This is a genomic window from Thermococcus sibiricus MM 739 (assembly GCF_000022545.1).
In the GTDB taxonomy this organism is placed as follows: domain Archaea; phylum Methanobacteriota_B; class Thermococci; order Thermococcales; family Thermococcaceae; genus Thermococcus_A; species Thermococcus_A sibiricus.
Window position 1 is genome coordinate 1466373 of record NC_012883.1, and the last position, 21812, is coordinate 1488184.

At 39.7% G+C, this 21812-nt stretch carries 23 protein-coding genes; 18 read left to right on the forward strand and 5 right to left on the reverse strand.

What is annotated here, in order from left to right:
- Positions 1-221 precede the first annotated feature (221 nt).
- The 11 genes from TSIB_RS07900 to TSIB_RS07950 all read left to right on the forward strand — a co-directional run bounded on the left by TSIB_RS07900 (position 222) and on the right by TSIB_RS07950 (position 11129).
- Positions 222-749 carry a DUF1097 family protein gene (locus tag TSIB_RS07900; RefSeq protein WP_015849889.1) on the forward strand — a complete coding sequence of 176 codons (528 nt, stop codon included), beginning with the start codon at positions 222-224 and terminating at the stop codon, positions 747-749.
- Between the two features lie 200 nt (positions 750-949).
- Positions 950-1996, forward strand: a complete 1047-nt coding sequence (locus TSIB_RS07905) for a PEP/pyruvate-binding domain-containing protein (RefSeq protein ID WP_015849890.1) — start codon at positions 950-952, stop codon at positions 1994-1996.
- A 15-nt stretch (positions 1997-2011) separates the two neighbouring features.
- Positions 2012-2302 (forward strand): MoaD/ThiS family protein, encoded by a 291-nt coding sequence (locus TSIB_RS07910; protein ID WP_015849891.1) that lies wholly within the window; start codon positions 2012-2014, stop codon positions 2300-2302.
- A 211-nt stretch (positions 2303-2513) separates the two neighbouring features.
- Positions 2514-3332, forward strand: a complete 819-nt coding sequence (locus TSIB_RS07915; RefSeq protein WP_015849892.1) for a cyclase family protein — start codon at positions 2514-2516, stop codon at positions 3330-3332.
- Positions 3333-3514: 182 nt separating this feature from the next.
- Positions 3515-5434 carry an aldehyde ferredoxin oxidoreductase family protein gene (locus TSIB_RS07920; protein ID WP_015849893.1) on the forward strand — a complete coding sequence of 640 codons (1920 nt, stop codon included), beginning with the start codon at positions 3515-3517 and terminating at the stop codon, positions 5432-5434.
- Positions 5431-5913: a 4Fe-4S dicluster domain-containing protein gene (locus TSIB_RS07925; protein WP_015849894.1), complete on the forward strand. Its 483-nt coding sequence runs from the start codon at positions 5431-5433 to the stop codon at positions 5911-5913. The genes TSIB_RS07920 and TSIB_RS07925 overlap by 4 nt, the downstream gene beginning before the upstream one ends.
- 43 nt (positions 5914-5956) lie before the next feature.
- Positions 5957-7762 carry an aldehyde ferredoxin oxidoreductase family protein gene (locus tag TSIB_RS07930; protein WP_048160514.1) on the forward strand — a complete coding sequence of 602 codons (1806 nt, stop codon included), beginning with the start codon at positions 5957-5959 and terminating at the stop codon, positions 7760-7762.
- A 33-nt stretch (positions 7763-7795) separates the two neighbouring features.
- A complete protein-coding gene (locus TSIB_RS07935) occupies positions 7796-8557 on the forward strand; it encodes a DUF169 domain-containing protein (protein WP_048160516.1) in 762 nt (253 codons plus the stop codon).
- Between the two features lie 23 nt (positions 8558-8580).
- On the forward strand, positions 8581-9822 hold the full coding sequence (locus TSIB_RS07940; protein ID WP_052293232.1) for a LeuA family protein: 1242 nt from the start codon (positions 8581-8583) through the stop codon (positions 9820-9822).
- Positions 9823-10713 carry a hypothetical protein gene (locus TSIB_RS07945; RefSeq protein ID WP_015849898.1) on the forward strand — a complete coding sequence of 297 codons (891 nt, stop codon included), beginning with the start codon at positions 9823-9825 and terminating at the stop codon, positions 10711-10713.
- A 14-nt stretch (positions 10714-10727) separates the two neighbouring features.
- Complete coding sequence (locus TSIB_RS07950) at positions 10728-11129, forward strand: cupin domain-containing protein (RefSeq protein WP_015849899.1); 402 nt, start codon at positions 10728-10730, stop codon at positions 11127-11129.
- Positions 11130-11147: 18 nt separating this feature from the next.
- Here TSIB_RS07950 and TSIB_RS07955 read toward each other — a convergent pair whose 3' ends face one another.
- Positions 11148-12035 carry a malate dehydrogenase gene (locus tag TSIB_RS07955; protein WP_048160518.1) on the reverse strand — a complete coding sequence of 296 codons (888 nt, stop codon included), beginning with the start codon at positions 12033-12035 and terminating at the stop codon, positions 11148-11150.
- Between the two features lie 111 nt (positions 12036-12146).
- Here TSIB_RS07955 and TSIB_RS07960 point away from each other — a divergent pair, with 111 nt between their 5' ends.
- The 3 genes from TSIB_RS07960 (at position 12147) to TSIB_RS07970 (ending at position 15995) form a co-directional block, all read left to right on the forward strand.
- The gene (locus tag TSIB_RS07960) at positions 12147-13583 is read left to right on the forward strand and encodes a Tm-1-like ATP-binding domain-containing protein (protein ID WP_052293233.1); all 1437 of its coding nucleotides are present in this window, start codon (positions 12147-12149) and stop codon (positions 13581-13583) included.
- Positions 13584-13696: 113 nt separating this feature from the next.
- A complete protein-coding gene (locus tag TSIB_RS07965; protein WP_015849902.1) occupies positions 13697-15520 on the forward strand; it encodes a PEP-utilizing enzyme in 1824 nt (607 codons plus the stop codon).
- A gap of 52 nt (positions 15521-15572) precedes the next feature.
- Positions 15573-15995 carry a PPC domain-containing DNA-binding protein gene (locus tag TSIB_RS07970; protein WP_015849903.1) on the forward strand — a complete coding sequence of 141 codons (423 nt, stop codon included), beginning with the start codon at positions 15573-15575 and terminating at the stop codon, positions 15993-15995.
- Between the two features lie 120 nt (positions 15996-16115).
- Here the strand turns inward: TSIB_RS07970 and TSIB_RS07975 are convergent, their stop codons facing one another.
- Genes TSIB_RS07975 through TSIB_RS07985 form a run of 3 tightly spaced genes read right to left on the reverse strand, consistent with a single transcriptional unit; the run spans position 16116 to position 18429 of the window.
- Complete coding sequence (locus TSIB_RS07975) at positions 16116-16424, reverse strand: DUF6506 family protein (RefSeq protein ID WP_015849904.1); 309 nt, start codon at positions 16422-16424, stop codon at positions 16116-16118.
- Between the two features lie 35 nt (positions 16425-16459).
- Positions 16460-17443, reverse strand: coding sequence for an alpha-ketoacid dehydrogenase subunit beta (locus tag TSIB_RS07980; protein ID WP_015849905.1), 984 nt, complete (start codon positions 17441-17443; stop codon positions 16460-16462).
- Positions 17431-18429: a thiamine pyrophosphate-dependent dehydrogenase E1 component subunit alpha gene (locus TSIB_RS07985; protein ID WP_015849906.1), complete on the reverse strand. Its 999-nt coding sequence runs from the start codon at positions 18427-18429 to the stop codon at positions 17431-17433. Before TSIB_RS07985 ends, TSIB_RS07980 begins: the two co-directional genes overlap by 13 nt.
- Positions 18430-18601: 172 nt before the next feature.
- Here TSIB_RS07985 and TSIB_RS07990 point away from each other — a divergent pair, with 172 nt between their 5' ends.
- The 4 genes from TSIB_RS07990 to TSIB_RS08005 are packed head-to-tail and all read left to right on the forward strand — an operon-like array spanning position 18602 to position 21029.
- Positions 18602-18862 carry a biotin/lipoyl-containing protein gene (locus TSIB_RS07990; protein ID WP_015849907.1) on the forward strand — a complete coding sequence of 87 codons (261 nt, stop codon included), beginning with the start codon at positions 18602-18604 and terminating at the stop codon, positions 18860-18862.
- Between the two features lies 1 nt (position 18863).
- Positions 18864-19682, forward strand: a complete 819-nt coding sequence (locus tag TSIB_RS07995) for a dihydrolipoamide acetyltransferase family protein (RefSeq protein WP_015849908.1) — start codon at positions 18864-18866, stop codon at positions 19680-19682.
- Positions 19675-20043, forward strand: a complete 369-nt coding sequence (locus TSIB_RS08000; protein WP_081432791.1) for a Lin0512 family protein — start codon at positions 19675-19677, stop codon at positions 20041-20043. Before TSIB_RS07995 ends, TSIB_RS08000 begins: the two co-directional genes overlap by 8 nt.
- Positions 20040-21029: an NAD(+)/NADH kinase gene (locus tag TSIB_RS08005; protein ID WP_015849910.1), complete on the forward strand. Its 990-nt coding sequence runs from the start codon at positions 20040-20042 to the stop codon at positions 21027-21029. Before TSIB_RS08000 ends, TSIB_RS08005 begins: the two co-directional genes overlap by 4 nt.
- Here the strand turns inward: TSIB_RS08005 and TSIB_RS08010 are convergent.
- The gene (locus TSIB_RS08010) at positions 21026-21811 is read right to left on the reverse strand and encodes a lipoate--protein ligase family protein (RefSeq protein WP_015849911.1); all 786 of its coding nucleotides are present in this window, start codon (positions 21809-21811) and stop codon (positions 21026-21028) included. The two genes, TSIB_RS08005 and TSIB_RS08010, sit on opposite strands and share 4 nt — an antisense overlap.
- Position 21812 lies beyond the last annotated feature (1 nt).

The window sequence follows — 21812 nt, forward strand, 5'->3', positions numbered from 1 at the left end:
CTAAAACTTCTAAAAAAAATCATCCGAAAATTGTAAACCAATGTTACATCTAATTCCCTGAATTAAGAGATTTCGAAGAAACAAATAGCACTTTTTGTTTTAAAAACATAAAATTTTATTGAAATAAATACAAATAATAATGAGTAAAAATAAAGAAAAATTACAAGGATATACACAAAATATATAAAGGAGTAACATATAATAATTAAAGGTGATTTGTTATGGCAGTTGTAAAGCAAAGAATTCCTCTTTGGATAGCGACCCCTATTACTGTAGCGGTAGCAACTCCCTTTGCAACAAGACTGGGGACTTGGGGTCTCCCCGTGTGGATTAGCTTTATTGTTTGGGCTGAGTATTTTGTGCTCGGAGCAAATATGGAAGCATTGAAAATGATTGGCTACGGTTTCCTCTATGGTTGTCTTATGACCGCCTTTTGGCTAGCGTCCTCAGTTGCATTAACTTCTGCAATGGCCTTTGATATAGCATTTATCATCACGAACTTCATTTGGATTGGTCTCATAGTCTATAGTTTCAAGAATCCCAGTCTAGGTAAGGCAGTTTTACCAATATTCAACGGGGTTTCTATGACACTTGCTGTGTATTTCACTGGAGCTTTGCCACCAGTAGAAGTAGGCGCGTACAGTGCCACTTTTGTTGCAGCCTTCTGGACATTAATAGCAGGATACTTCGGTGCGTTCTTGGGATGGTTTAACGTCACAATAACATTTCCGTACACGGCTGAAGAATGAAGCCTTTGATCTTTTTTTCTATTTTCTAAGTATAACATAAATTGTTACCATTCTCAAAGATAGATCGTAAATATCATAAATGCTTTTTTCATATTTTTACAATATTGGATTTTTTCTATAACAATTTGTGTGTAAAAAGCTTTAAAAAGTTTGATATATTACATATAATTAATGTATTTAAATACAAGAAGGTGATACTCATGTCAAGTTTCGAAAAGTCCAAGAAAAATATTTTGTGGTTTGAAGAAATAAACAAAGATGATTTAAATATAGTAGGTGGGAAAGGTGCAAACCTCGGAGAACTAGTATCTATAGGAGTTAGAGTTCCTGAAGGGTTTGTAGTAACCTCCACCGCTTTCAAAGAGTTTATGCGTGAAAGTGGTATTTGGGACGAACTCCAAACTCTCTTAGATAAAACAAAAAATATAACCAAGGTTTCAGAAATACAAGAAACCGCTAAAAGAATACAAAACATGATAATATCTGCCCACCTAAACAAAGACCTAGAAAGAGAGATTATAGAAGCATATGAAAAACTCTGTGAAATAAAAAATGAGAAGAACACAAAAGTAGCAATAAGAAGTTCAGCCACTGCTGAAGATTTGCCAAGTGCCAGTTTTGCAGGTATGCAAGATACTTACCTATATGTATCCACCCCAGAAAGTGTAATTGAACACGTGAAGAAATGCTGGGCAAGCCTTTATACTCCAAGGGCCATTGTATACAGAAATCAGATGGATATTCCTCATAGAAATGTATACATGGCAGTGGTTGTCCAAGCCATGGTCCGTTCTAAGGCTGCGGGTGTTATGTTTACTGTGAATCCTATCACTGGCAATGAAAATGAGATAGTAATTGAAGGAACTTGGGGATTAGGAGAGGCTGTTGTGAGCGGCAGGGTTATCCCAGATCACTTTGTTGTAGATAAGAACACTAAAAAGGTTCTAAAGAAACAACTAGCTGAAAAAGATATAAGAATGGATTGGGACCCCTCTACAGGAACAGTAAAGGAACTTCCCGTATTCCCGCAATTTAGGAAGCGGCCTTCATTAAGTACAGCAGAAATAGAAGTACTTGTGGACTATGCCCTAAAAATTGAAAAACATTATGGTATATTTATGGATATTGAATGGGCCATAGATAAATATGAGGGATTTCCAGAAAAAATTAAAATTGTCCAAGCTAGAGCAGAAACTGTCTGGAATGTTAAAAAAGGAAAGCTCGAAACATCGGAAAGTGCGGTCTAAAGTGAGGTGTAGGTAGTGAAGTTAACTTTAACGTATGGTGGACCATTTTATGAAAAAACAAAGAAACATAAAGAAATAATAGAACTAGACAAGAATTCCATAACCGTCCAAGAGTTAGTTAAGTTCCTATTTGAACAATATCCTGAACTAGCACAGTTCTTTGAAAACAATCCAGAAAAGATCTTTGAATTCTCAACTATCATTGTAAGAGGACGTGTGTTAATACCTCAGGATCTACCACGAGTCCATTTAAGTGATGGAGAAGAAGTATTCTTCCTACCGGTAGTTCACGGAGGGATTATTTAATTTCACCACTATTGAAAATGTTAGACTCAATTTCCAGTATAACATGTTATGATCCTTAACCTATCTCCTATTCACCCCCAATATAGATATGTATCAAAATGTTTTGTATTTTTCAAATTTATCTCCAATATGATACCATTGGTACTACAAAATTCAACCAAAAAGGTTAAATACTTCCATGAAATATATCAACTGAGTAACTACTTTGGAGGTGGCATGTTTGTTTTGGGATAGAGAAAAATATCAATTGATTGATTTAACATTACCAATACAACCTTTTATGCCCGATATTGTTGGGCATGTGAAAATGGCCAAGTGGAACCACGAACAAGGTGCTAGACTCAATTCAGTGCCTACAGGAATAGACCCCATAGACTTCCCGCCTGGACCGCCATTCTATGAGTACCACTCACAGGCTTGGGAAGAACTCACTTTAACTACCCACATTGGGACACATCTAGATGCTCCCTGGCACTTCTTCCCAACAACCGAAAATGGGAAAATGAAGGCCAAAACCATTGATGAGGTCCCCCTAGAATGGTGTATTGGAAATGGTGTAGTTTTAGACGTGCGACATGTTGGGCCTGGAGGATTAATAACTGAGGACGACGTTAAAGAGGCATTGAAGAAAATCAACTACAAAATACAACCATGGGATATAGTCCTAATCCAGACCGGATGGGACAAGAAATGGGGAACGAAAGAATATTTTGAAAATCATCCAGGAATGAGCAGAGAAGCAACTCTCTACTTGATTGAACAAGGAGTAAAAGTGATGGGAATTGATGCATTCGGATTCGATAGAGCATTTAAAGTGATGGGTGAAGAATACAAGAGAACAGGCGATAAAAATGTCCTATGGCCGGCCCACAATGTAGGAAGAGAAAAGGAGTATCTCCACTTGGAGAGGCTAGCAAACTTAGACAAAATACCAAAACCAACAGGTTTCACTGTAGTTGTCTTCCCAATAAAGATCGAAGGCGCAAGTGCTGGCTGGGTTAGGGCTGTTGCAATTGTCGAAAAGGAATGAAAAGAGTACCAGTTTTTTCTTTTTAATTTCATTTGTGTTATATTATGGGGGGATTATATTGTATAGAAAATCCGGTTTTTCTTTACACAATGTTATATTTCCTTTCCTAATGTATATACCAAAAAGCTTAAGAATTTCAATTTATATACCACATATTGAAATTTTTAATGGAGGAATGATATATGAGTAAACAAATTAAAGGTGGGTATGCAGGAAAGACCCTCTGGGTTGATTTGTCTAAAAACAAGATTCTGATAAAAGACCTCGACCCTGAACTTGCTGTGAACTATATCGGTGGACGTGGATTTGTTGCAAAGCTTCTTTTTGACCTAGTAGACCCTGAAAAAGATCCCCTGGATCCTCAAAATCCTCTGGTATTTGCTACTGGTCCTCTATCGGGAATAGCCCCTGCTTCAGGTAGATTTACTGTAGGGGCCAGATCTCCAGCTACTGGGATTCATGGAGATTCTAACTCTGGTGGAGACTTTGCTATGGAATTAAAGCATGCAGGTTATGACTTCATAGTGGTTACTGGAAGAGCAGAAGAACCAGTTTACATCTCTATTCAGGATGAAAACGTTGAAATTAAAAGTGCTAAGGATCTCTGGGGTTTAACAACCCACGAAACTTTTGATCGCCTTAGGGAGAAAGAAGGAGATAGAAACATAAAAGCTGTAACAATTGGGCCCGCTGGAGAAAATTTAGTTGCAACTGCAGCTGTAATAGAGACTGAGAGCCGTGCCGCCGCTAGAGCCGGAATGGGTGCGGTTATGGGCTCCAAAAACTTGAAAGCAATTTCCGTGAGAGGAACAAAAGACATTAAAATTGCAAATTATGAAGCTTGGAAAGAAGCATTTGAAGAACTTCTGCAAGTGTTTTTGGACGATCCCATGACATCTCAAGTGGGGAGATTATTAGGTTCCAACTTCCTTCATAGAGTCCATTCTTCTCATGGCACACTAATCGTAGAAAACGGTCATCGTGGATATGCAACCGAAGAGGAACTTGAAAAGGTAAGTGCAGAGAGTATACTAAAATATCACGTCAAGGGGAGATCCTGTTATCTCTGTCCGATAGCCTGTACAAGATCAGTGTACATGGAAAGCGAAAAATATGGAGTAATAAAAGGCAGAGGCCCAGAATATTATTCAATGCAGTCTCTTACCTATAGGGCCGGTGGATGGGATACAGAAGCTGGTATATACCTGAACAAACTTTGTGACGCATATGGAATTGATGCAACAACATTACCATCTAACATTGCCTTTGCAATAGACCTGTATGAAAACGGAATAATAACAAAAGAACAGGTTGGAGGGTTAGAGCTCACTTGGGGGAACTTTGATGCTATGGAAGAGATCATCAAAAGTGTAGCCTACAGAAAGGGCAAGATCGGTGAACTATTTGCAAAAAGTACAAAGGAACTAATAAAAGAGTTTGGACCTGAGAGCGAGTGGTATGCATTAGAGGTGAAAGGACTAACAATGCCTTCAAACGATCCAAGAGCTGGAAATGTGTATAATATGAGATACGCTATCGCTACCAGAGGCGCTGATCACTTGAGAGTTTCCGTATTAAGCAGTGGAAGGTCTTTAAAATGGGATGAATTGCCAGAGTACGAAGCGATGGAAGTATTTGTTCGCTTTGAGACATATGTAACGTTGGTAAACCTTTTCAATGTTTGTAATTGGGCCTATTCTTCCTACACATCTACACCTGAAATAGCAGAAATAAAAGAAAAAGGGATGTTTAAGGTATACAACGCTGCTACTGGCCTTAACTTAACTCCAGAAGATTTTGCCAAAGCTGCACATAGAACCATTATAACTGAAAGAGCTGAGAACGTTAGGTACGGTCTTCGCAGAGAACACGACTACCTCCCAAGAAGAGTTTTCGAAGAACCCTTGCCCGTAAATGAGAAAGGGGATACTAAGATCTTCCCACGTGAAAAATTTGAAAAACTGCTTGATGCATATTATGCACTCAGAGGCCTTGATCCAAAAACAACAGTGCCCAAACCTTCAGTTCTGAGAGAGCTAGGACTCTCCAAAATTGAGGAAGATCTCAAACTAAGGGGTCTTATTAAGGAGGGAGAACAATGAAAGGAATGTTAGTTTTTTATCCGGAAAAATGCTCTGGATGTAATATATGCTCTACAGTATGCTCAGCATATCACTTAGGTGTTGTAAATCCTGACAGAAGTAGGATTAGAGTTCTAAGAAAAGAACAAGAAAACTTAGATGTTGTAAATGTGTGCGTTCAGTGTGAGGAGAAATTCTGCATTCAAGCTTGTCCCTTTGATGCACTATCCGTAAATCCAGAAACAGGAGCTACTGTTGTAGATCATGAGAAATGTACTCGTTGTAGACTCTGTATAAAAGCTTGCCCATACAACGGCATTATCCTAGACCCAATGCTTAACCAGATCAAAATATGTGATTTATGTGATGGGGATCCCCAGTGCGCTAAGTACTGCCCTACAGAAGCTATTCAATTCGTGCACTCACTAGCCAGCAAAGTGGCCCACGAACAGAACAGAACAATAATCACACTTACGAAGGAAATTATTGAAGACCCTTGATATTTTAACTTTTGTTTTTTAATTCATTAATGAGGTGAAGAAAATGGAATGGTTTGGATATACTGGGAAAATACTAAATGTTGATTTGAGTGAGAACAAACTCGAGATTTTAGAGGCTAACCCTGAAGTCTACGATAAATACATGGGTGGAGCTGGATACGCTGTCCATGTAATACACAAGGAACTTAAAAAAATTAAAAGTCCTGAAGATGAATCCAACATAATGGTTTTTGCTGTTGGACCTTTAACTATCGACGGAATTCCAAATGGAGGAAGGGTTACCGTTGGTTCCATCTCCCCAGAGACTGGAGTATGGGGTGAAACTCATATTGGAACCAGATTTGCAATAGAGATGAAAAAAGCAGGATTTGATGCGATAATAGTGAAAGGGAAGGCCGAGAAGCCTGTATATCTCTACCTCAACGATGGAGAAGCAGAGATCAGAGACGCAAGCAAATACTGGGGAAAAGATATACATGAAACTATAAACTCTCTCAGAAGCGATCTGAATGATCCGACCGTGAAGGCCCTAGCAATAGGACCCGCTGGAGAAAAGAAGGTCAAGATTTCTATCATAGCAAATGAAGAAGGATTCGGCGGAAGATGTGGTCTTGGTGCAGTGATGGGATCCAAGAATCTTAAAGCTATAGTAGCAAAAGGAACACAGAAAATACCTGTAGCTCATCCAGAGGAACTAAAAGAATTCCTCAAAGATCTTGTAAAGAAACTAACAAAAGGTGGAACCGGACTAAGAAACTATGGAAGTGCTGGAGGGGTAAAAGCATATCATGCGCTTGGAAACTTACCCATTAGAAACTTCCTTTGGGGCAAATGGGACGATGAAAAAGTCGCCAAAATCAGTGGAGACACCATGACAGAAAAATATCTCAAGAGTCCCTTTGCATGTACTCTGTGTCCAATTGCATGTAAAAGACTTGTAGAAGTCAAAAATGGAAAGTACTTTAAAGAATTCACCGGGCTAGGGCCGGAATATGAGACAGTGGGGCTTTTAGGATCAAACCTGTTATTAGATGACTTAGAGGCAATCATTAAGGCAAACAACATATGTGATAGACTAGGATTGGACACCATTTCAGCAGGAAATGTCATTGGATTCCTATTTGATGCAGCTGAAAAGGGAATAGTCGATAAGAACATTGAAGGCCTAAACCTAGAGTGGGGAGACGCAGAAACAGTTCATAAATTGCTCGAAAAAATTGCATACAGAGAAGGTATTGGAGATATCCTAGCGGAAGGCGTTAGGAAGGCCGCTCAAAAGCTAGGCGCACCGGAACTCGCAGTAGAAATAAAAGGCCTAGAAATGCCCGCCCACGATGGTAGGGCCTACTGGTCTCATGGGTTAAGCTATGCAACTATGAACCGTGGAGCAGATCATTTAGGATGGCCCCACATGCCATTCAAGGGAGTTTCTGTACCCGAGCTTGGTATAACTGCCTTTGAAAACAGGTATATAGACGGTGACGAATTGATCGAGACTGTTATAAAAATGCAAAACCTGATGATAATCTACGACTCGTTGATTCTCTGTAAGTATGCGTTTTCCGCTGGTTTGACTGTAACAGACATAATAAAACTCCTCTACTTTGTCACAGGAAAAGAATACACTCCCGAGAAACTGATGGAAATCGGAAACAGAATATGGAAGACACAGAGAAAGATAAACAATGAATTGGGATTAACCTCCAAAGATGACAAACTACCCCCAAGGATGGCATTACCCCATGCCAACAGAGATGACACCAAAGTACCGCCTGTAGAAAAGTGGCTACCAAGATACTATGAATTAAGAGGAATAAATCCAGATGGAACAGTAGATAAAATCGATTAGTCTTTCAATTTTTATTTATTGGAGATGAAACAAATGGAGATACAAGAAATCTCAGACGAAATTGAATATCGAATTAAGCCTAAAGGAGCCCCTATAGCTTTCAAAATGGTCGAGGAGGATAAGATTCCCGAGTACAAAAATATTAAAAAAATGAGACGAAAACTTACTTTATGTCAAGTACTGAAACTTGTGGCAATACATGAAAAAACTTACAGAGTTGATAGTAAAAGCCTAGCTGGATGTGTTTTTGGACCCTATATTCTTGGATTTGAAGAACTTCCTGAAAAACTAAAAGCAAAATGGCTTTCAGGCAAGGAATATACCGAAGAAGGGTATGAAAAAATGATACAAGATATCGTTCATCTTCCCCAGGGAAAATACCAAGAAGCTATTTTTGGACCATTGAAAGATTTCCACGAACTCAAAATAGATCCTGACGGAATCATACTCATTGTCAACCCCACTCAGGCATATTTACTTCTGGGTGGCTACTATGACTCGGAGTTCAAAAAACCCTATTCTAATTTTAACGGTCACGCCGCATGTGAAATCGTGGCAACATTGACTCTAGGAAATCATCCATGGCTAAACATCCCATGTGGGGGAGCAAGAGCCATGGCCCATGTCCAAGACGATGAGATATGGCTGGGAATGGACGTTGAGGAGTTAGAAAAAGCCTTGACAAGACTGAAAAAAATTGGAGCAAAGTATCCTCCTCAAGTATACCCACTACTCACAGCTGGCCCTCATCCACGTCATCCATGGACAAAGCTACTTGGAAAAGATGAAGATTAAATTGTATTATGGAGGTGGTAAGGTTGGATTTGCCAAACAAAGAAAAATGGGATACTGAAAGATATTGGTTAACTCCCTACAATTGGATTGATGAAGTGCGCTCCAAGATAAGCCCTCCAGAAAGAGTGGTACTCCATGATGCCACAATAAGAGAAGGACAACAGATGCCTGGAGTGGCATTCAAGAGAGATGAGATAGTAATGATTGCAAAGGCCCTAGATGAACTCGGCATAGACAGAATAGAATTAATCCCATTCCTATCTAAGGATGATGAAGAAGCCGCAAAAGAATTAGTTGATATGGGCCTTAATGCAAAACTTCTCTCTTTCGTAAGCTGGAAAAAGGAAGACACGGACTTGGCCCTAAAACTAGATTTAGAGGGCGTTGTTCTAGATTTCGTTGGAAATCCATGGCAAGGAAAAGTATTCTGGAATTTGAAGCCAGAAGAAATAATCGAACGTGGAGTTAATGCTGCATTATATGCAAAAGACCATGGCCTTTATGTAGTTGCAATGCCTTGGGATGACTTCAAAGCCCCCTTAGATTTTGTAGAGCAGAATGTGAAGGCGTTAACAGAGGCCCATGTGGACAGGATTACTATATGTGATACCTATGGAGACGCCCTTCCATGGGCAATGGAATACGTTATGAAGCGCCTTAAGAAAGCAGCTGACAAAACACCATTAGAGTTGCACATACACAATGACTTTGGTCTAGCGACTGCTGGGGCCCTAGTTGCCGTAGCCTCTGGAGTAGAAGGTCTCCATGTGACCGTGAACGGTCTTGGAGAGAGAGTTGGCCTGTTGTCTCTTGAAGAGATAGCAGTTGCATTGGAGTTTCTACTAGGAGTAAAGACCAACATAAACTTAGAAAAACTATACGAGATCTCAAAAATCGTTGAAGAAATATCAAAAGTAAAAGTTGCAGTGAACAAGCCCATTGTTGGTGCAAACCAGTTCAAATACACAGCAGGGTGGATTACCTGGATGCACAGGAAGGCAAGAGAAGCCGGCAAACTTACAGGTATGCTACCATTTATGCCAGAGGCCGTAGGGAGACAATTGGATTATGTGGTCTCAAAGGGAAGTGGAGCCTCATTTGTGGCAGAGAAACTAGCTGAGCTTGGAATTACTGTAGAAGACCCAGAAAAAATGAAGATAATAGCTCGCAAAGTCAAGGAGACTGCCAATACTCTAAAAAGCACTGTACCTGATTCCTTGTTAATAAAAATAGCAAGAGAAGTTTTAGAAAAGGAGGGAAAATAGATGGAAGTTAAAATTCGTGAATTTGAAACTGCAGGAGTTAGATTAAGAGTAGATATAATATCAAAGAGCCAAGAGGATTTAATTGGGGATCTAAGCTTTATTCAGTATAGATTAGGGGGGTTAAAGGAAGCCCAAGATACAAAAGAACCGCAACCAGATATAGTCTGGTATGCAGATACGGAAAAAATAGATGTCAGCTACAACCCCAATGGAAAAGTTTTGATGTTATACGGACAACTGCCCCCAGGAGACATACAGAAGCTAATGCTCGCAATGCTTGTTAGGAAACTTCAAGAAAATGGCATATACAACTTCCACTCCACAGCTGTAAATTACAAGGGAAAGAATATACTCTTCATGGCAGGAGAAGAAAACCATGGAAAGACTATGAGTTTGATTGAAGCCATTAGAAGGGGAGGAGCAATTATCGGGACAGAAAGCGTCTTGGTTAATGAGAACCTAGAGGTAGTAGAAGGGAGCAAAGATGTTTTCATAACAAAGAGAGTGAAAGGAACAGAAAGATCAGACTTACCTCCCGCCACTCATGGAGTTTGGAAATTCTTTGATGAACTTCCAGAGTGGAAGTGGGTAGAAGAATTCGGAAAGCTGGACTTAATAATAATTCCAGATATTGACGGCAATTTTGACACATTTGTCACAAAACTAGATACATACGAGAAAATGTATCAAACTTTCATATGCCTGACAGAGACCTATTTCATGGCCCATTACATGCTTTCCAGTAAGAGACCATTCCCACTCATAGACTACGAAGAACTAAGAGAAAAAAGATTGAAATTCGTTAAGAAGGTTGCGGATGAGCTTGATATATACCTCATCCGTGCAAAGAACCCCCAGATTATTATGGATGAGATTGAAAAAATTATTTGAAGGAGGTATGTGATATGGCAGCTATAAAAATTTGGGAAGTCCCTGGAGTAACCGTTCCAAAACCAAATGAAAGAGTGCTAAAAGTGCTCTTTTCCCCAAATGTAGGAAACAAGGAGCTTACACTACTGGTATCTCTAATATACCCACACAGTACTACCGGACTTCACACCCACGATGTGGACGAATACATGTATATTGCCTCAGGCCACGGTGTAGCAATCTCCGAAGATGGAGAAGAAGTAGAAGTTCACCCCGATATGCTAGTATACGCCCCAGCAGGAGTTAAGCATGAAATGAAAAACACCAGCGATGAGACACTTAAACTAATTTGTGTATACGTTCCAGCCCTTAGAGCATCAGGATATTTTGAAGAAGCAGAAAAGAAAGCTAAGGAATTCCTTAGCGACAAAATCTGATCCCTTATTTTTTCTTTCTTAGTATCCGAGTTCTTTTAATCTTTCTTTTAATAATTTAACCGAATTTCTTAAGTTTTCCATATCTTGTGGATCAAGGGGATACTCGACAATCTTCTCCACACCATTTTTACCAATGATAGCAGGAACACCTACTGAAACATCACTAAAGCCAAACTCTCCTTTTAATATTACACTAGCAGGCATTTCCTCCTTAGTATTGTTTAGAACAGCGTTTATCATTCTATAAGCTGCTATTGCAGGCCCATAAAATGTGGCTCCTTTTCTTTTTATTACTTCAGCAGCGACAAACCTAACCTCAGATAGAACCTTCTCCAACTCTGGAACATTTTCAGCGTCTATGAGGGTCCTTGAAATAAACATGCTATCTCCATGCTCTCCAAGAATCCAAGCTTTATTTATATTTTTAACCCCTAATTCATGAAGGGTTCTCTTAAGACGCATCGAATCCAACATATTACCCATTCCAAAAACTTCATTCCTCGATTTTCCACTTTCTTTCCACATTACATAGGTCATTAGATCAACAGGATTTGTTATTACCAGTATCTTGCTTTCAGGGGAACTTTCCATTATTTTCCTCGCTACATCCTTGATAATACCTGCATTTTTCATTGCCAAATCCAATCTACTCATGCCAGGCTTTCTCGCAGAGCCAGCTGTCACAACTACTATATCACTTCCTTCAAGAATGGAATAGTCACTCCCCCCCACGATTTCTGGATATTTCCCAAGGCCCGCTGCTGCATGAGCCAAGTCCATAGCTTCGCCGATTGCTAAATTCTCCATGATATCTACAAGCGCGATCTCCTCCACATCTAATTGCTGGAGACACGTGAATGCTATTGTTGACCCAACTCTCCCCGCACCTACAAAGCCAATCTTCATTTTAGCCACCTCACTTTGTTCTTTGACAAAATTAAAATACAAAGAAAAGTATTTAAAGGTTTCTTAATAACATATTTTTGATATTATTTTATTACAGAGGTGACAAATGTTATGGAAATGAATAGGACAACGGTATGTATTATGGGTACATTTGATACAAAAGGCATTGAGGCCAAATATCTGAAAGAGAAAATAGAACTTTATGGTGGAACACCTTTTCTAATTGATATTTCTCTTAGGAAATACAACCCCACTATAATAACCCCTGATGTCCCCAACCATATCGTAGCTCAGGAAGGAGGTAGTACAATTGAAGAAGTCTCTAAGAAAAATCGAAAAGAGGCCCAAGAGATCATGATTAAAGGTGCAGTGAAAATACTGAGTAACCTCTTAACTGAAAAGAAGCTAGGAGGTATTATCGCATTTGGAGGATCTGTAGGAAGTGGGATGGCTACTAGAATATTAAAAACGCTGCCCCTATTTGTTCCCAAATACTTGATAAGTACTTTACCCCAAGAAGTCTCCCCTATAATAGTCGGGAGTGACATTAAGGTATGGTGGTCTATTTCAGATATGGCGGGTGGAAATAAGATAAATAGCATAGAAGCCACTGTCCTTAATCAAATTGCAGCAGCCATTATGGGAGAGTTAAAGGCTAAGCCTGTAGATATCCCCAAAAAACCTATTATCGTAGCAACACAATTTGGAACTACTACTCCCCATTTGCTGATGAGCAAGGAAATCATAGAAAACAAAGGTTTTGAAGTAATTTCTTTTCATGCAGTAGGTCTCTCAGGCGGCTATACTATGGAAGAATTCATTAGAAGTGAAGAAAGAGTAGTCGGAGTTTATGATCTAACTACCCACGAAATAGTGGACGAAATTGCTGGTGGGATTTTAATAGCAAGTCATGAGGGAAGATTAAGGCTTAGAGCAGCCATTGAAAGAAAACTCCCCTACATAATACTCCCTGGTGGACTTGATCAAGTTGTTTTTGGACCGCCAGAGACTATTCCCAAAAAATATAGAAAACGCTTTTTTTATGAACACAGTAAAGGAATGGTAACTCTAATGCGATCAAATGAAGAGGAAATGTACCGCTCTGGAAAGCTAATTGCAGAACGGATTAACGATGCCGAGAGTCCTGTAATAATCATAATACCAATACACGGATTCAGTGCTTATGACAAAAATCCTCTTCTCCCAAACTCTTCCGGAGTGTATTGTCAAGTGATTAAAAATGGCAAACTAGAGATGACTGATATACCATGGTGGGATCCTTCTGCAGATATGATGTTATGGAAAGGAATACAGGACCATGTAGATTTAACAAACCCAAATGTCACTATCATACCAGTAGATGCCCATATTAATGATCCAGAGCTTGTACATTTTGTTATACAGATACTGATCAAAGCCATAAAAGGTACATGGAAAAAAGGAACCTTGACTTACAATAAGTTATATGTAGGGGCCCCATATCTTAAGTTTCGAACATTGATATCATACTATAACGACTATTTTAAGGTGACGAATAATAAAAAATGATACATAAAGTTCAATTTTAGATTTGACTTGTGTATAAAATACATATACCATAAACTATTTAAGTGTAAAGTGTGTTATTAATAATTGCAGAATAGCACTTGGAGGTGCATGTAATGGGATTGTTTTCTAAGAAGGAGGAAAAAAAGGAGGAATATGCCCTCGGTTCCAAAGTTATTGAAAGGTTCCTAGGGGACGACTATTTCCCAGTAAAATGGGGCGAAGATTGGGACAAAGAACTAAATGTAGAATGGGTAACTGTTTTGAAGGAACATGAAAAGGATTTACACTGGTGGAGGAGTGATCTACACAACCCGCATCCAGCCTTGCCCATAATGGAGCTCTTTACTTGGTGGGATGCAAAACTCATAAAGAGTTGTGAATATATGTACAGGAGATTTTGGTCTCCTACTGGAAGAGCGTGGACCGGAAAAATAGTTAATGGGTATGCCTATACTACTGTAATTCCACGTACTGACCCTGACGAGCTAAGAATTTCTGGAAAATACTTTATGAAAATATTACCAGTATATAGCGACATCTTCTTAGATCAATGGAAGAAGAGATATCTTCCCGAAATCAAAAAGAACCTAGAATTCATATTTAACTATCCTTATGAAGAGGCCTCATTAGGAGAGATGATGTGGCTCTTAGAAGAAATGGTGGATATCTATGACAGACATTGGAAGCTTCACTGGATTCTAAACTTCGCTCAATTTGCATCGTTCCTGTTCTTCAAAGAAACAGTTCGCCAAATTCTTGGAGATGAAAAGTATAACACTCCTGAGGTTCAGGACTTAATTGCTAGGGTATTGGTCTCTACAGATGACGTTAACTGGGATTCTTTGAAGGTATTATATGATATTAAAGAAATGATTAAAGCCAACGCAACTGTAAGAGAACTATTTGAATCCGCAAAAACTGATGAAGAAGTTTGGGAAGAACTACAAAAGCTAGAAGAAGGTAAAGAGATATACGAGAAGATAGTTCAATTCTTAAAAGAGTACGGAAGAAAATCACTGTATGTGTATGAGTATGACCTCCCAACCTGGGAAGAGTACCCAGCAACTGTTATTGCCCAACTAAGAACCTACCTTTCAATGGACTACGACTTCTACGCAGACAAAGAATGGATTGCCACAGACCAACAAGAGGCCATTGAAAAATTAATGGAAATGATACCAGAAGATAAGAAAGAAGTAGTAAAAGAGCAAATGGAGAGAGCTATAAAAATGGCACCGTTAACACCCAACCACCACTTCTATATCGACCAACAAACAAATGCTGCTGCTAAATACGTACTTAGAGAACTAGGAAGGAAGTTCGTAAAAGAAGGATTGCTAGAAGAGCCCTATGATATACTCTATCTAAAGTATGATGAGATAAGAACCCTATTCGCAGATCCTGCAGAAATTGATGCCAAAGCCCTAGTAGAACAAAGAAAAGCCGAAAGAGAAAAAGCCAACAAGCTTGTCCCTGCTCCCTATGTGGGAACAATTACAGAATGGTCAATCAAAGACGAGCCATACAAGCAGGGCCTCTGGGGATGGAGCTTTGAGAAATTACAAGAAGAGAAAGAGGCATATGAAGCTGCAAAGACCGGTAAAGTCAAACTCATAAAAGGCCTTGCGGCTGGAGCACCAAAAGTCGTAGAGGGAGTTGTTAAGGTAGTAGAAGGACCGCATGAATTTGACAAAGTCGAAGAAGGAGATATTCTCGTCTGTGACATAACAAGCCCAGCATGGATTTCAGTATATCCAAAGGTAAAAGGAGTCATCACAAACAGTGGAGGACTTTCATCACACCCAGCAATAGTTTCAAGAGAATTCGGTATCCCATGTATAGTAGGCACCAGAATTGCCACCAAGATGCTCAAAGACGGCATGAAAGTGCGCTTGGATGGAGTAAAAGGTATAGCGACTATTCTGGAAGATGAATGATTTTTTAAATTTTAATTTTTATTTACTTTTACAGTTTTAGGAGGTTTCTAAAATGTATGTCAAAAGAGACAAAGAGCATATAGTAGTAAAACTAGAAAAAAATGAAGATCTTGTAGAAAAACTGACCCAATTGGCACAAGAAGAAAACATAAAAGCGGGCATGATAGTTTCAGGCATTGGAATGTTAAGAGATCCTGAGATAGGTTATTACACTGGCACAGGTTATGAACAAAAGAAACTTGAAGGGGTCTATGAACTCGTCTCAATAACCGGGTACCTCCAAGAGACTACCCCAAGAGTCCATATCCACATAAGCATTGCTGATAAAAACAATAAAGTATATGGAGGACACTTACTTAGTGGAAAATGCGACCCTTATGCAATAATAGCAGTCATTTCCTATGAAAAATTAAGCTTCAAAAGAGTTTATGTAGAAAAAGCAAAGCGAATGGAAACTGAGGTATATGAGATCTAGTTGAGACCTCATGTTGCAGTTATCAAAATTTTCCCTAAACCTACTGGTTCCTTCTTCTTAATTCTGTTTTTCTTTCAATGGAAAACTTAACAGTAATTTCCTCCAACTTTTTGTTCTTGCTCACTTAAATATCTCATCTCCGCTTTTTCCCTCAAGCCCTGGATGGATGTCAAACCTAACTACACCAACCGGAACTTTTCCTTCCACTGCTTCCACAATTTTTGCAACACCTTTATGACCAAAGCCACCACATAGTTCAATTGCTCCTATACCATCGTTTACAAGTTCCTTTGCGATTTTGCATGCCTCTTCATAGTCTTTAACTCCAACCACGTGAAGCTCCACAATTGGCGTTGAAATGATTGTCTTATGCTTTTCAGGCTCCGCTTCGGGAGCCACGAAAATAAAAGCGGCTTTAAGTTTCCCCATTATCTCAACCCCTTATATAAATATTAAAAAGAAGATCAAAGGACTTCTCTGATAGCCGTTTCAATTTTCTCAGTACTCGGCACCCACTCCTTCTCCAAGGCAGGACTGAACGGGACAGGAGTTGATGGGGCCGTTACAAGTTTAACTGGAGCTTTTAGACTATCAAATGCCTTGCTAACAGCCAGAGCCGCTATGTCGGTTGCAAAGCTGCACCTTGGGTATGCTTCATCAACAATAACAAGCCGTCCAGTTTTCTTTATGGAGTTTAGAATTGTCTCTTCATCTAGGGGAACAAGACTTCTTGGATCAATGACCTCAACGCTTATTCCTTCCTCTTCAAGTTTTTCCGCAACTTCTAGAGCTCTATAAACCATTAATGCTGTTGCTACAACTGTTACATCTTTTCCTTCTTTTTTGATGTCAGCCTCTCCGAGGGGAATTGAATAAGGCTCTTCTGGAACCGGACCTTTAACGCCGTAGAGCATCTTATGTTCAATAAAGACAACAGGATCGTCATCTTCAATTGAGGAGATTAAAAGCCCCTTTGCATCGTAAGGCGTGGAGGGATAGACCACCTTCAATCCCGGAACGTGAACAAAGAGAGCGTGGAGAGATTGTGAGTGCTGAGCAGCAGCAGAAGCCCCTGCTCCAGAAACGGTTCTAATAACTATCGGGATCTTGGCTTTCCCTCCAAACATGTACCTTATCTTTGCCGCTTGGTTATAAATCTGGTCATAAGCAACTCCAAGGAAGTCTATGAACATCAGTTCTACAACTGGCCTCAACAATCCCGAAGCAGCAGCTCCTACTCCGGTCCCTATAAATCCGCTCTCAGCAATAGGTGTGTCTTTTACCCTCTCCTCGCCGTATTTTTCTAAAAGACCCTTTGTAACACCAAATATTCCGCCATACTGTCCTACATCCTCACCCATGACAACAACTTTGGGGTCTTTGGACATCTCGTAATCCAATGCTTCATTAAGGGCCTGTGCAAAGGTTATCTCTCTCACCACTGCCATACTAACACCCCCTTGGTTGGGGTTGAGAATACATCTTCAAGAAGTTCCTCCGGCTTGGGCCATGGACTTTCCTCGGCAAACTTAATTGCCTCTTCGATTTCTTTCTTTACTTTTTCCCTGACAGCATCAAGTTCTTCTTTAGTTAAGAGGCCTTTCTCAAGGACTGTTTTCTCAAAAATGGTTATTGGGTCTTTGTTATTCTTCCACCATTCTATCTCCTCTTTTGACCTATATATCTGCGGGTCACCCTCAAAATGTCCTCTGTACCTATAAGTTTTTGCTTCTATTATTGTTGGCCCTTCTCCGTTTCTAGCTCTCTCTATTGCTTCTTTAGCCACTTCGTAAACCGCAAAGACATCCTGACCGTCTACACTAACTCCTGGAATTCCATATGCAACAGCCCTCTCAGCAACGCTTTTTATGGCCTGCTGCTTTGAATACGGAAGAGAGATCTGGTAGAGGTTGTTCTCACATACAAAAACTACTGGAAGTTTCCATATTGCGGCAAGGTTTATTGCCTCGTGGAAGTTCTGCTGATTAGATGCACCATCTCCAAAGAATGCCACGGCAACGTTGTCCAAACCATTTAACTTTATCCCCAATGCTGCCCCAACTGCGTGGGGAATGCCTCCACCAACTATACCATTTGCTCCTAACTCACCCACATCCAAATCCGCTATGTGCATTGAGCCGCCTTTTCCCTTACATATTCCAGTGGCCTTTCCAAAGAGTTCAGCCATTGATGCCTTAATGTTACCTCCTTTGGCAATAAAGTGACCATGTCCCCTGTGTGTACTCGTTATGAAGTCTTCCTTTCTTAGGTGGGCCATTACTCCCGTTGCAACAGCTTCCTCTCCAATGTATAGGTGAACAAAGCCCGGTATTTTACCCTGAGCAAAGAGTTCTGCAACCCTTTCTTCATGTTCTCTAATCTTCACCATCGTTTCGTAAATCCACAACAGCTTTTCTTTTGGTATTTCCAACATATTCATCCCTCAGCTTCAGTTTATATTCGAAAGAACTTATTTGAAAAGTGACGGAGTAATGATTTCACTAACAAAAAAGCCTAAATTAGACATTGTGTTTTTTGTGTCTAAAGTATATATAATTTTCTATTTATGTTCCCAAAACTTTATTAAGGTCGAGTAAAAAGATAATATGGTGATATTTATGTCAAGAATAAATGTTATTATGCCAAAATTGGGTATGACCATGAAAAAAGGCACTATTGTAGAGTGGAAGAAAAAGAGGGGAGAGAGAGTGGAGAAAGAGGAAGTTGTTGCTATAGTTGAATCTGAGAAATTAACTGGAGAGGTCAAAGCCCCAACCTCAGGAATTCTAGTGGAGATACTTCATGATGTAGGAGACGAAGTTCCCGTGGGAGAAGTGATAGGAGTAATAGAAAGCGAGGAGAGCTGAAATGGTAAGTGAAGAAATCAGAATGATAGCCGAGCAGTATGATATTAACCTTTCAAAGATAAAAGGCTCAGGAGTTAATGGGGAAGTTACACTTGAAGACCTTGAAAAATACATACGAGAGCATTTCTTCCCAAAAGTAAGAGAAGAGAGGAAAGTTTTTGGAATTAGAAAAGTTATAGCAGATAGGCTTTCAAAGAGCTACAGGGAAGCTGTCCATGTAACCCTCAATATGGAAACAGAGATTGACAACCTCATTCAAATGAGAAAAAAGCTCACTGAAAAACTTGGAGAAAAGCCCTCATACACAGTTCTGATGTTGAAGTGCATTGCAAAGGCTATTAGAGAGTTCATAGAGATCAATGCAACAATGGAAAAGGAAAAGATAGTAATCTACGATAATGTAAATATAAACGTGGCCGTAGACAGCCCAATAGGCTTGATAACCCCCGTAATTAGGAATGTTGATAAAAAGAACCTTAAGGAGCTTTTAAAAGACTATGCAGATATAGTTGAGAGGGCAAAGAAGGGTTCACTTAAAGAAAAGGATTTTGTAGGAGGCACTTTCACGATTACAAATCTCGGAATGTTCGGTGTGGATTCCTTCACCCCAATAATAAATCCTCCCCAAATCGCGATTTTAGGTTTGAATAGAATAACACAAAAGCCGGTCATAAAGAATGGGGAGACAAAAGTTGCCAGTGTAATGGTGCTCTCCCTAACCTTTGACCACAGGGCAATAGATGGGGCTCCGGCTGCAAGGTTCTTGGAGAGGGTTAAATACTACCTAGAACATCCAGAGAAGGTGTTTGAAGTTGAGTGAATGGGGAAGATATGTTATCGAGATAGGAATGGGTGTAGACCAGCATGGACAAGACCCTACTAAAGCAGCAATAAAAGCCGTAAAAGATGCAATAACAAGGATCTGTGCAGTTGGACTTCTTGAGCTTTTTGAGCTTGAATTTGAGAAAGACATGAAGGTAGAAGTCATCATAGGAGTACCTTATCCCCAAAAGGTTGACGTAGAGAAAGTTAAGGAAGCTATTCCTTTGCCGTGTAAGAAGGTTATTAAAGTTGTTGAAGGAGGATTAAAAGGTCCTGGAATAGCTCTTAAAGAGTTTGGAGATAAAACAAACGAAATATTAATAGCCATAGCATTCATTACCATCTATGTGAGGAGATGAGGATAATGGGAAAAATCACCGTGGGAATAATAGCAAACCCTGAATCAGGGAGGGATATAAGGCGTTTAATCGCTCATGCAAGTGTCTTTGATAACATGGAGAAGGTCAACATAGTTAAGAGACTCCTACTCATAATGCAGGAATTAGGAGTAGAAAAAGTTCTAGCAATGCCCGAAACATTTGGAATAGTGCCCGCTGCACTTCATGCAATCGGAGAGCATGTAGTTATGGAGGTTGAGATGCTCCCAATCAAAGTCTTTGGAGATTGGAGAGATACACTAAAGGCAACTGAACTAATGAAAGACAAAGTAAACGTAATAATCGTCATTGGAGGGGACGGTACTAATAGAGTTGTAGCAAAGGCCTCTGGAGATATTCCCATAATGCCTATCTCTACAGGCACTAACAATGTCTTTCCCTACATGATAGAGGCCACTATAGCCGGAGCTACTGTCTCGGCAATAGCCACCGGTATGGTTAAGCCTGAGGAAGGAACCTATAAAACAAAAAGAATTGAACTTTATGAGGATGGTAGACTTAAGGACATTGCCCTTATAGACGCAGCTGCAACACTCCACTCTTTCAAAGGATCCAAAGCCGTGTGGAAGCCAGAATATTTGAGAGAGATAGTAGCAAGTGTTTCCTCACCTTATAATATCGGTCTGAGCTCAATCCCTGGAATCTTGAAAGAGATAACCGAACAGGATGATTTAGGAATATATGTAGAGCTTGGAGGAGAAAGAGGGATAAAAGCTCCCATAGCTCCCGGAGTATTCCGGGCAATAAAAGTCAAAGAAACAAAAATCCTAGAGCTGAACGAGGAAGTGGAGCTAAAAACCTCACCTTCTCTTCTGGCCCTTGATGGAGAAAGAGAAACCGAAATGAAAGGGAGAATTACAGCAAAGATAACAAGAAATGGCCCAAGAGTTATAGACTATAAAAAGACTTTAAAACTAGCGGCTGAGAGAGGTTTCTTCGATGGTTAGCTAAGTATTTCCTTTATTTTTTTGTTTATTTCGGTCTCATTTTTTATTGAACCCTCAAAGTTCCACTCGTCTTTAGAGTACTTCTCCTTGTACAAAATTTCCGTTATTTTACTCTCTTCTTCCGCAGGTTCTTCAAAAGTCAGAGGGGCTGAGAAAACCCTCGAATATCCCCATATCAATGCTTCAACAATGTGATCCATGGAAACATTTTTTATAAAGCTAGTAAGATTTGCCACTCTGTATTTAACCGGATCAAATCTATGGGCCTTTGGAATCTTCAAAAGGGAATAAAGCATTTGCAAGTCGGAATCTACCAAAATGGAACCATGTAAAAAAAGAACCTCCCACCTCAACCCTGCTGCAGTGCCAGAAACTTTTCTTTCATTAACAACAATATCATTAGTGTTTTTTAAATATGGCCTCAGGCCAAGTTTCTTTAGAGCAAGTAAGGTCCCTTTTAGAAGATGAGCATAAAGATAGTCTAGTGGATACCTTACGTCCCTTTTAATGATAAGAGAATAATTTACACATCCCTCATCATGATAAACTGTCCCTCCTCCAGTAAATCGTCTTATTATGGGAAATCGAAACTTATTAGCATTTTCTAGGTTAATATCTTCTTCGACTTTCACAAATCGCCCCAAAATCAAGGAGTTTTTATTTTTCCATATCCTCAGTGTGTCACTAATAGCATCAACACCCCTAACTCTTGCAAGAGCTTCTTCAAAAGCTATGTTCAAATAAGGGTCAGGATACTCAGTAAACAAAACCCTCAAACTCATG

Bases quoted from the DNA above. Each gene is read 5' to 3' on its own strand.
- TSIB_RS07900 (WP_015849889.1), top strand. From the start codon at position 222: ATGGCAGTTGTAAAGCAAAGAATTCCTCTTTGGATAGCGACCCCTATT.
- TSIB_RS07995 (WP_015849908.1), top strand. From the start codon at position 18,864: ATGGTAAGTGAAGAAATCAGAATGATAGCCGAGCAGTATGATATTAAC.
- TSIB_RS07970 (WP_015849903.1), top strand. From the start codon at position 15,573: ATGTATGTCAAAAGAGACAAAGAGCATATAGTAGTAAAACTAGAAAAA.
- TSIB_RS07930 (WP_048160514.1), top strand. From the start codon at position 5,957: ATGGAATGGTTTGGATATACTGGGAAAATACTAAATGTTGATTTGAGT.
- TSIB_RS07955 (WP_048160518.1), bottom strand. From the start codon at position 12,035: ATGAAGATTGGCTTTGTAGGTGCGGGGAGAGTTGGGTCAACAATAGCA.
- TSIB_RS07925 (WP_015849894.1), top strand. From the start codon at position 5,431: ATGAAAGGAATGTTAGTTTTTTATCCGGAAAAATGCTCTGGATGTAAT.
- TSIB_RS07985 (WP_015849906.1), bottom strand. From the start codon at position 18,429: ATGTTGGAAATACCAAAAGAAAAGCTGTTGTGGATTTACGAAACGATG.
- TSIB_RS07975 (WP_015849904.1), bottom strand. From the start codon at position 16,424: ATGGGGAAACTTAAAGCCGCTTTTATTTTCGTGGCTCCCGAAGCGGAG.
- TSIB_RS08010 (WP_015849911.1), bottom strand. From the start codon at position 21,811: ATGAGTTTGAGGGTTTTGTTTACTGAGTATCCTGACCCTTATTTGAAC.
- TSIB_RS07935 (WP_048160516.1), top strand. From the start codon at position 7,796: ATGGAGATACAAGAAATCTCAGACGAAATTGAATATCGAATTAAGCCT.
- TSIB_RS07960 (WP_052293233.1), top strand. From the start codon at position 12,147: ATGGAAATGAATAGGACAACGGTATGTATTATGGGTACATTTGATACA.
- TSIB_RS07950 (WP_015849899.1), top strand. From the start codon at position 10,728: ATGGCAGCTATAAAAATTTGGGAAGTCCCTGGAGTAACCGTTCCAAAA.
- TSIB_RS07980 (WP_015849905.1), bottom strand. From the start codon at position 17,443: ATGGCAGTGGTGAGAGAGATAACCTTTGCACAGGCCCTTAATGAAGCA.
- TSIB_RS08005 (WP_015849910.1), top strand. From the start codon at position 20,040: ATGAGGATAATGGGAAAAATCACCGTGGGAATAATAGCAAACCCTGAA.
- TSIB_RS07965 (WP_015849902.1), top strand. From the start codon at position 13,697: ATGGGATTGTTTTCTAAGAAGGAGGAAAAAAAGGAGGAATATGCCCTC.
- TSIB_RS07905 (WP_015849890.1), top strand. From the start codon at position 950: ATGTCAAGTTTCGAAAAGTCCAAGAAAAATATTTTGTGGTTTGAAGAA.
- TSIB_RS07990 (WP_015849907.1), top strand. From the start codon at position 18,602: ATGGTGATATTTATGTCAAGAATAAATGTTATTATGCCAAAATTGGGT.
- TSIB_RS07945 (WP_015849898.1), top strand. From the start codon at position 9,823: ATGGAAGTTAAAATTCGTGAATTTGAAACTGCAGGAGTTAGATTAAGA.
- TSIB_RS07920 (WP_015849893.1), top strand. From the start codon at position 3,515: ATGAGTAAACAAATTAAAGGTGGGTATGCAGGAAAGACCCTCTGGGTT.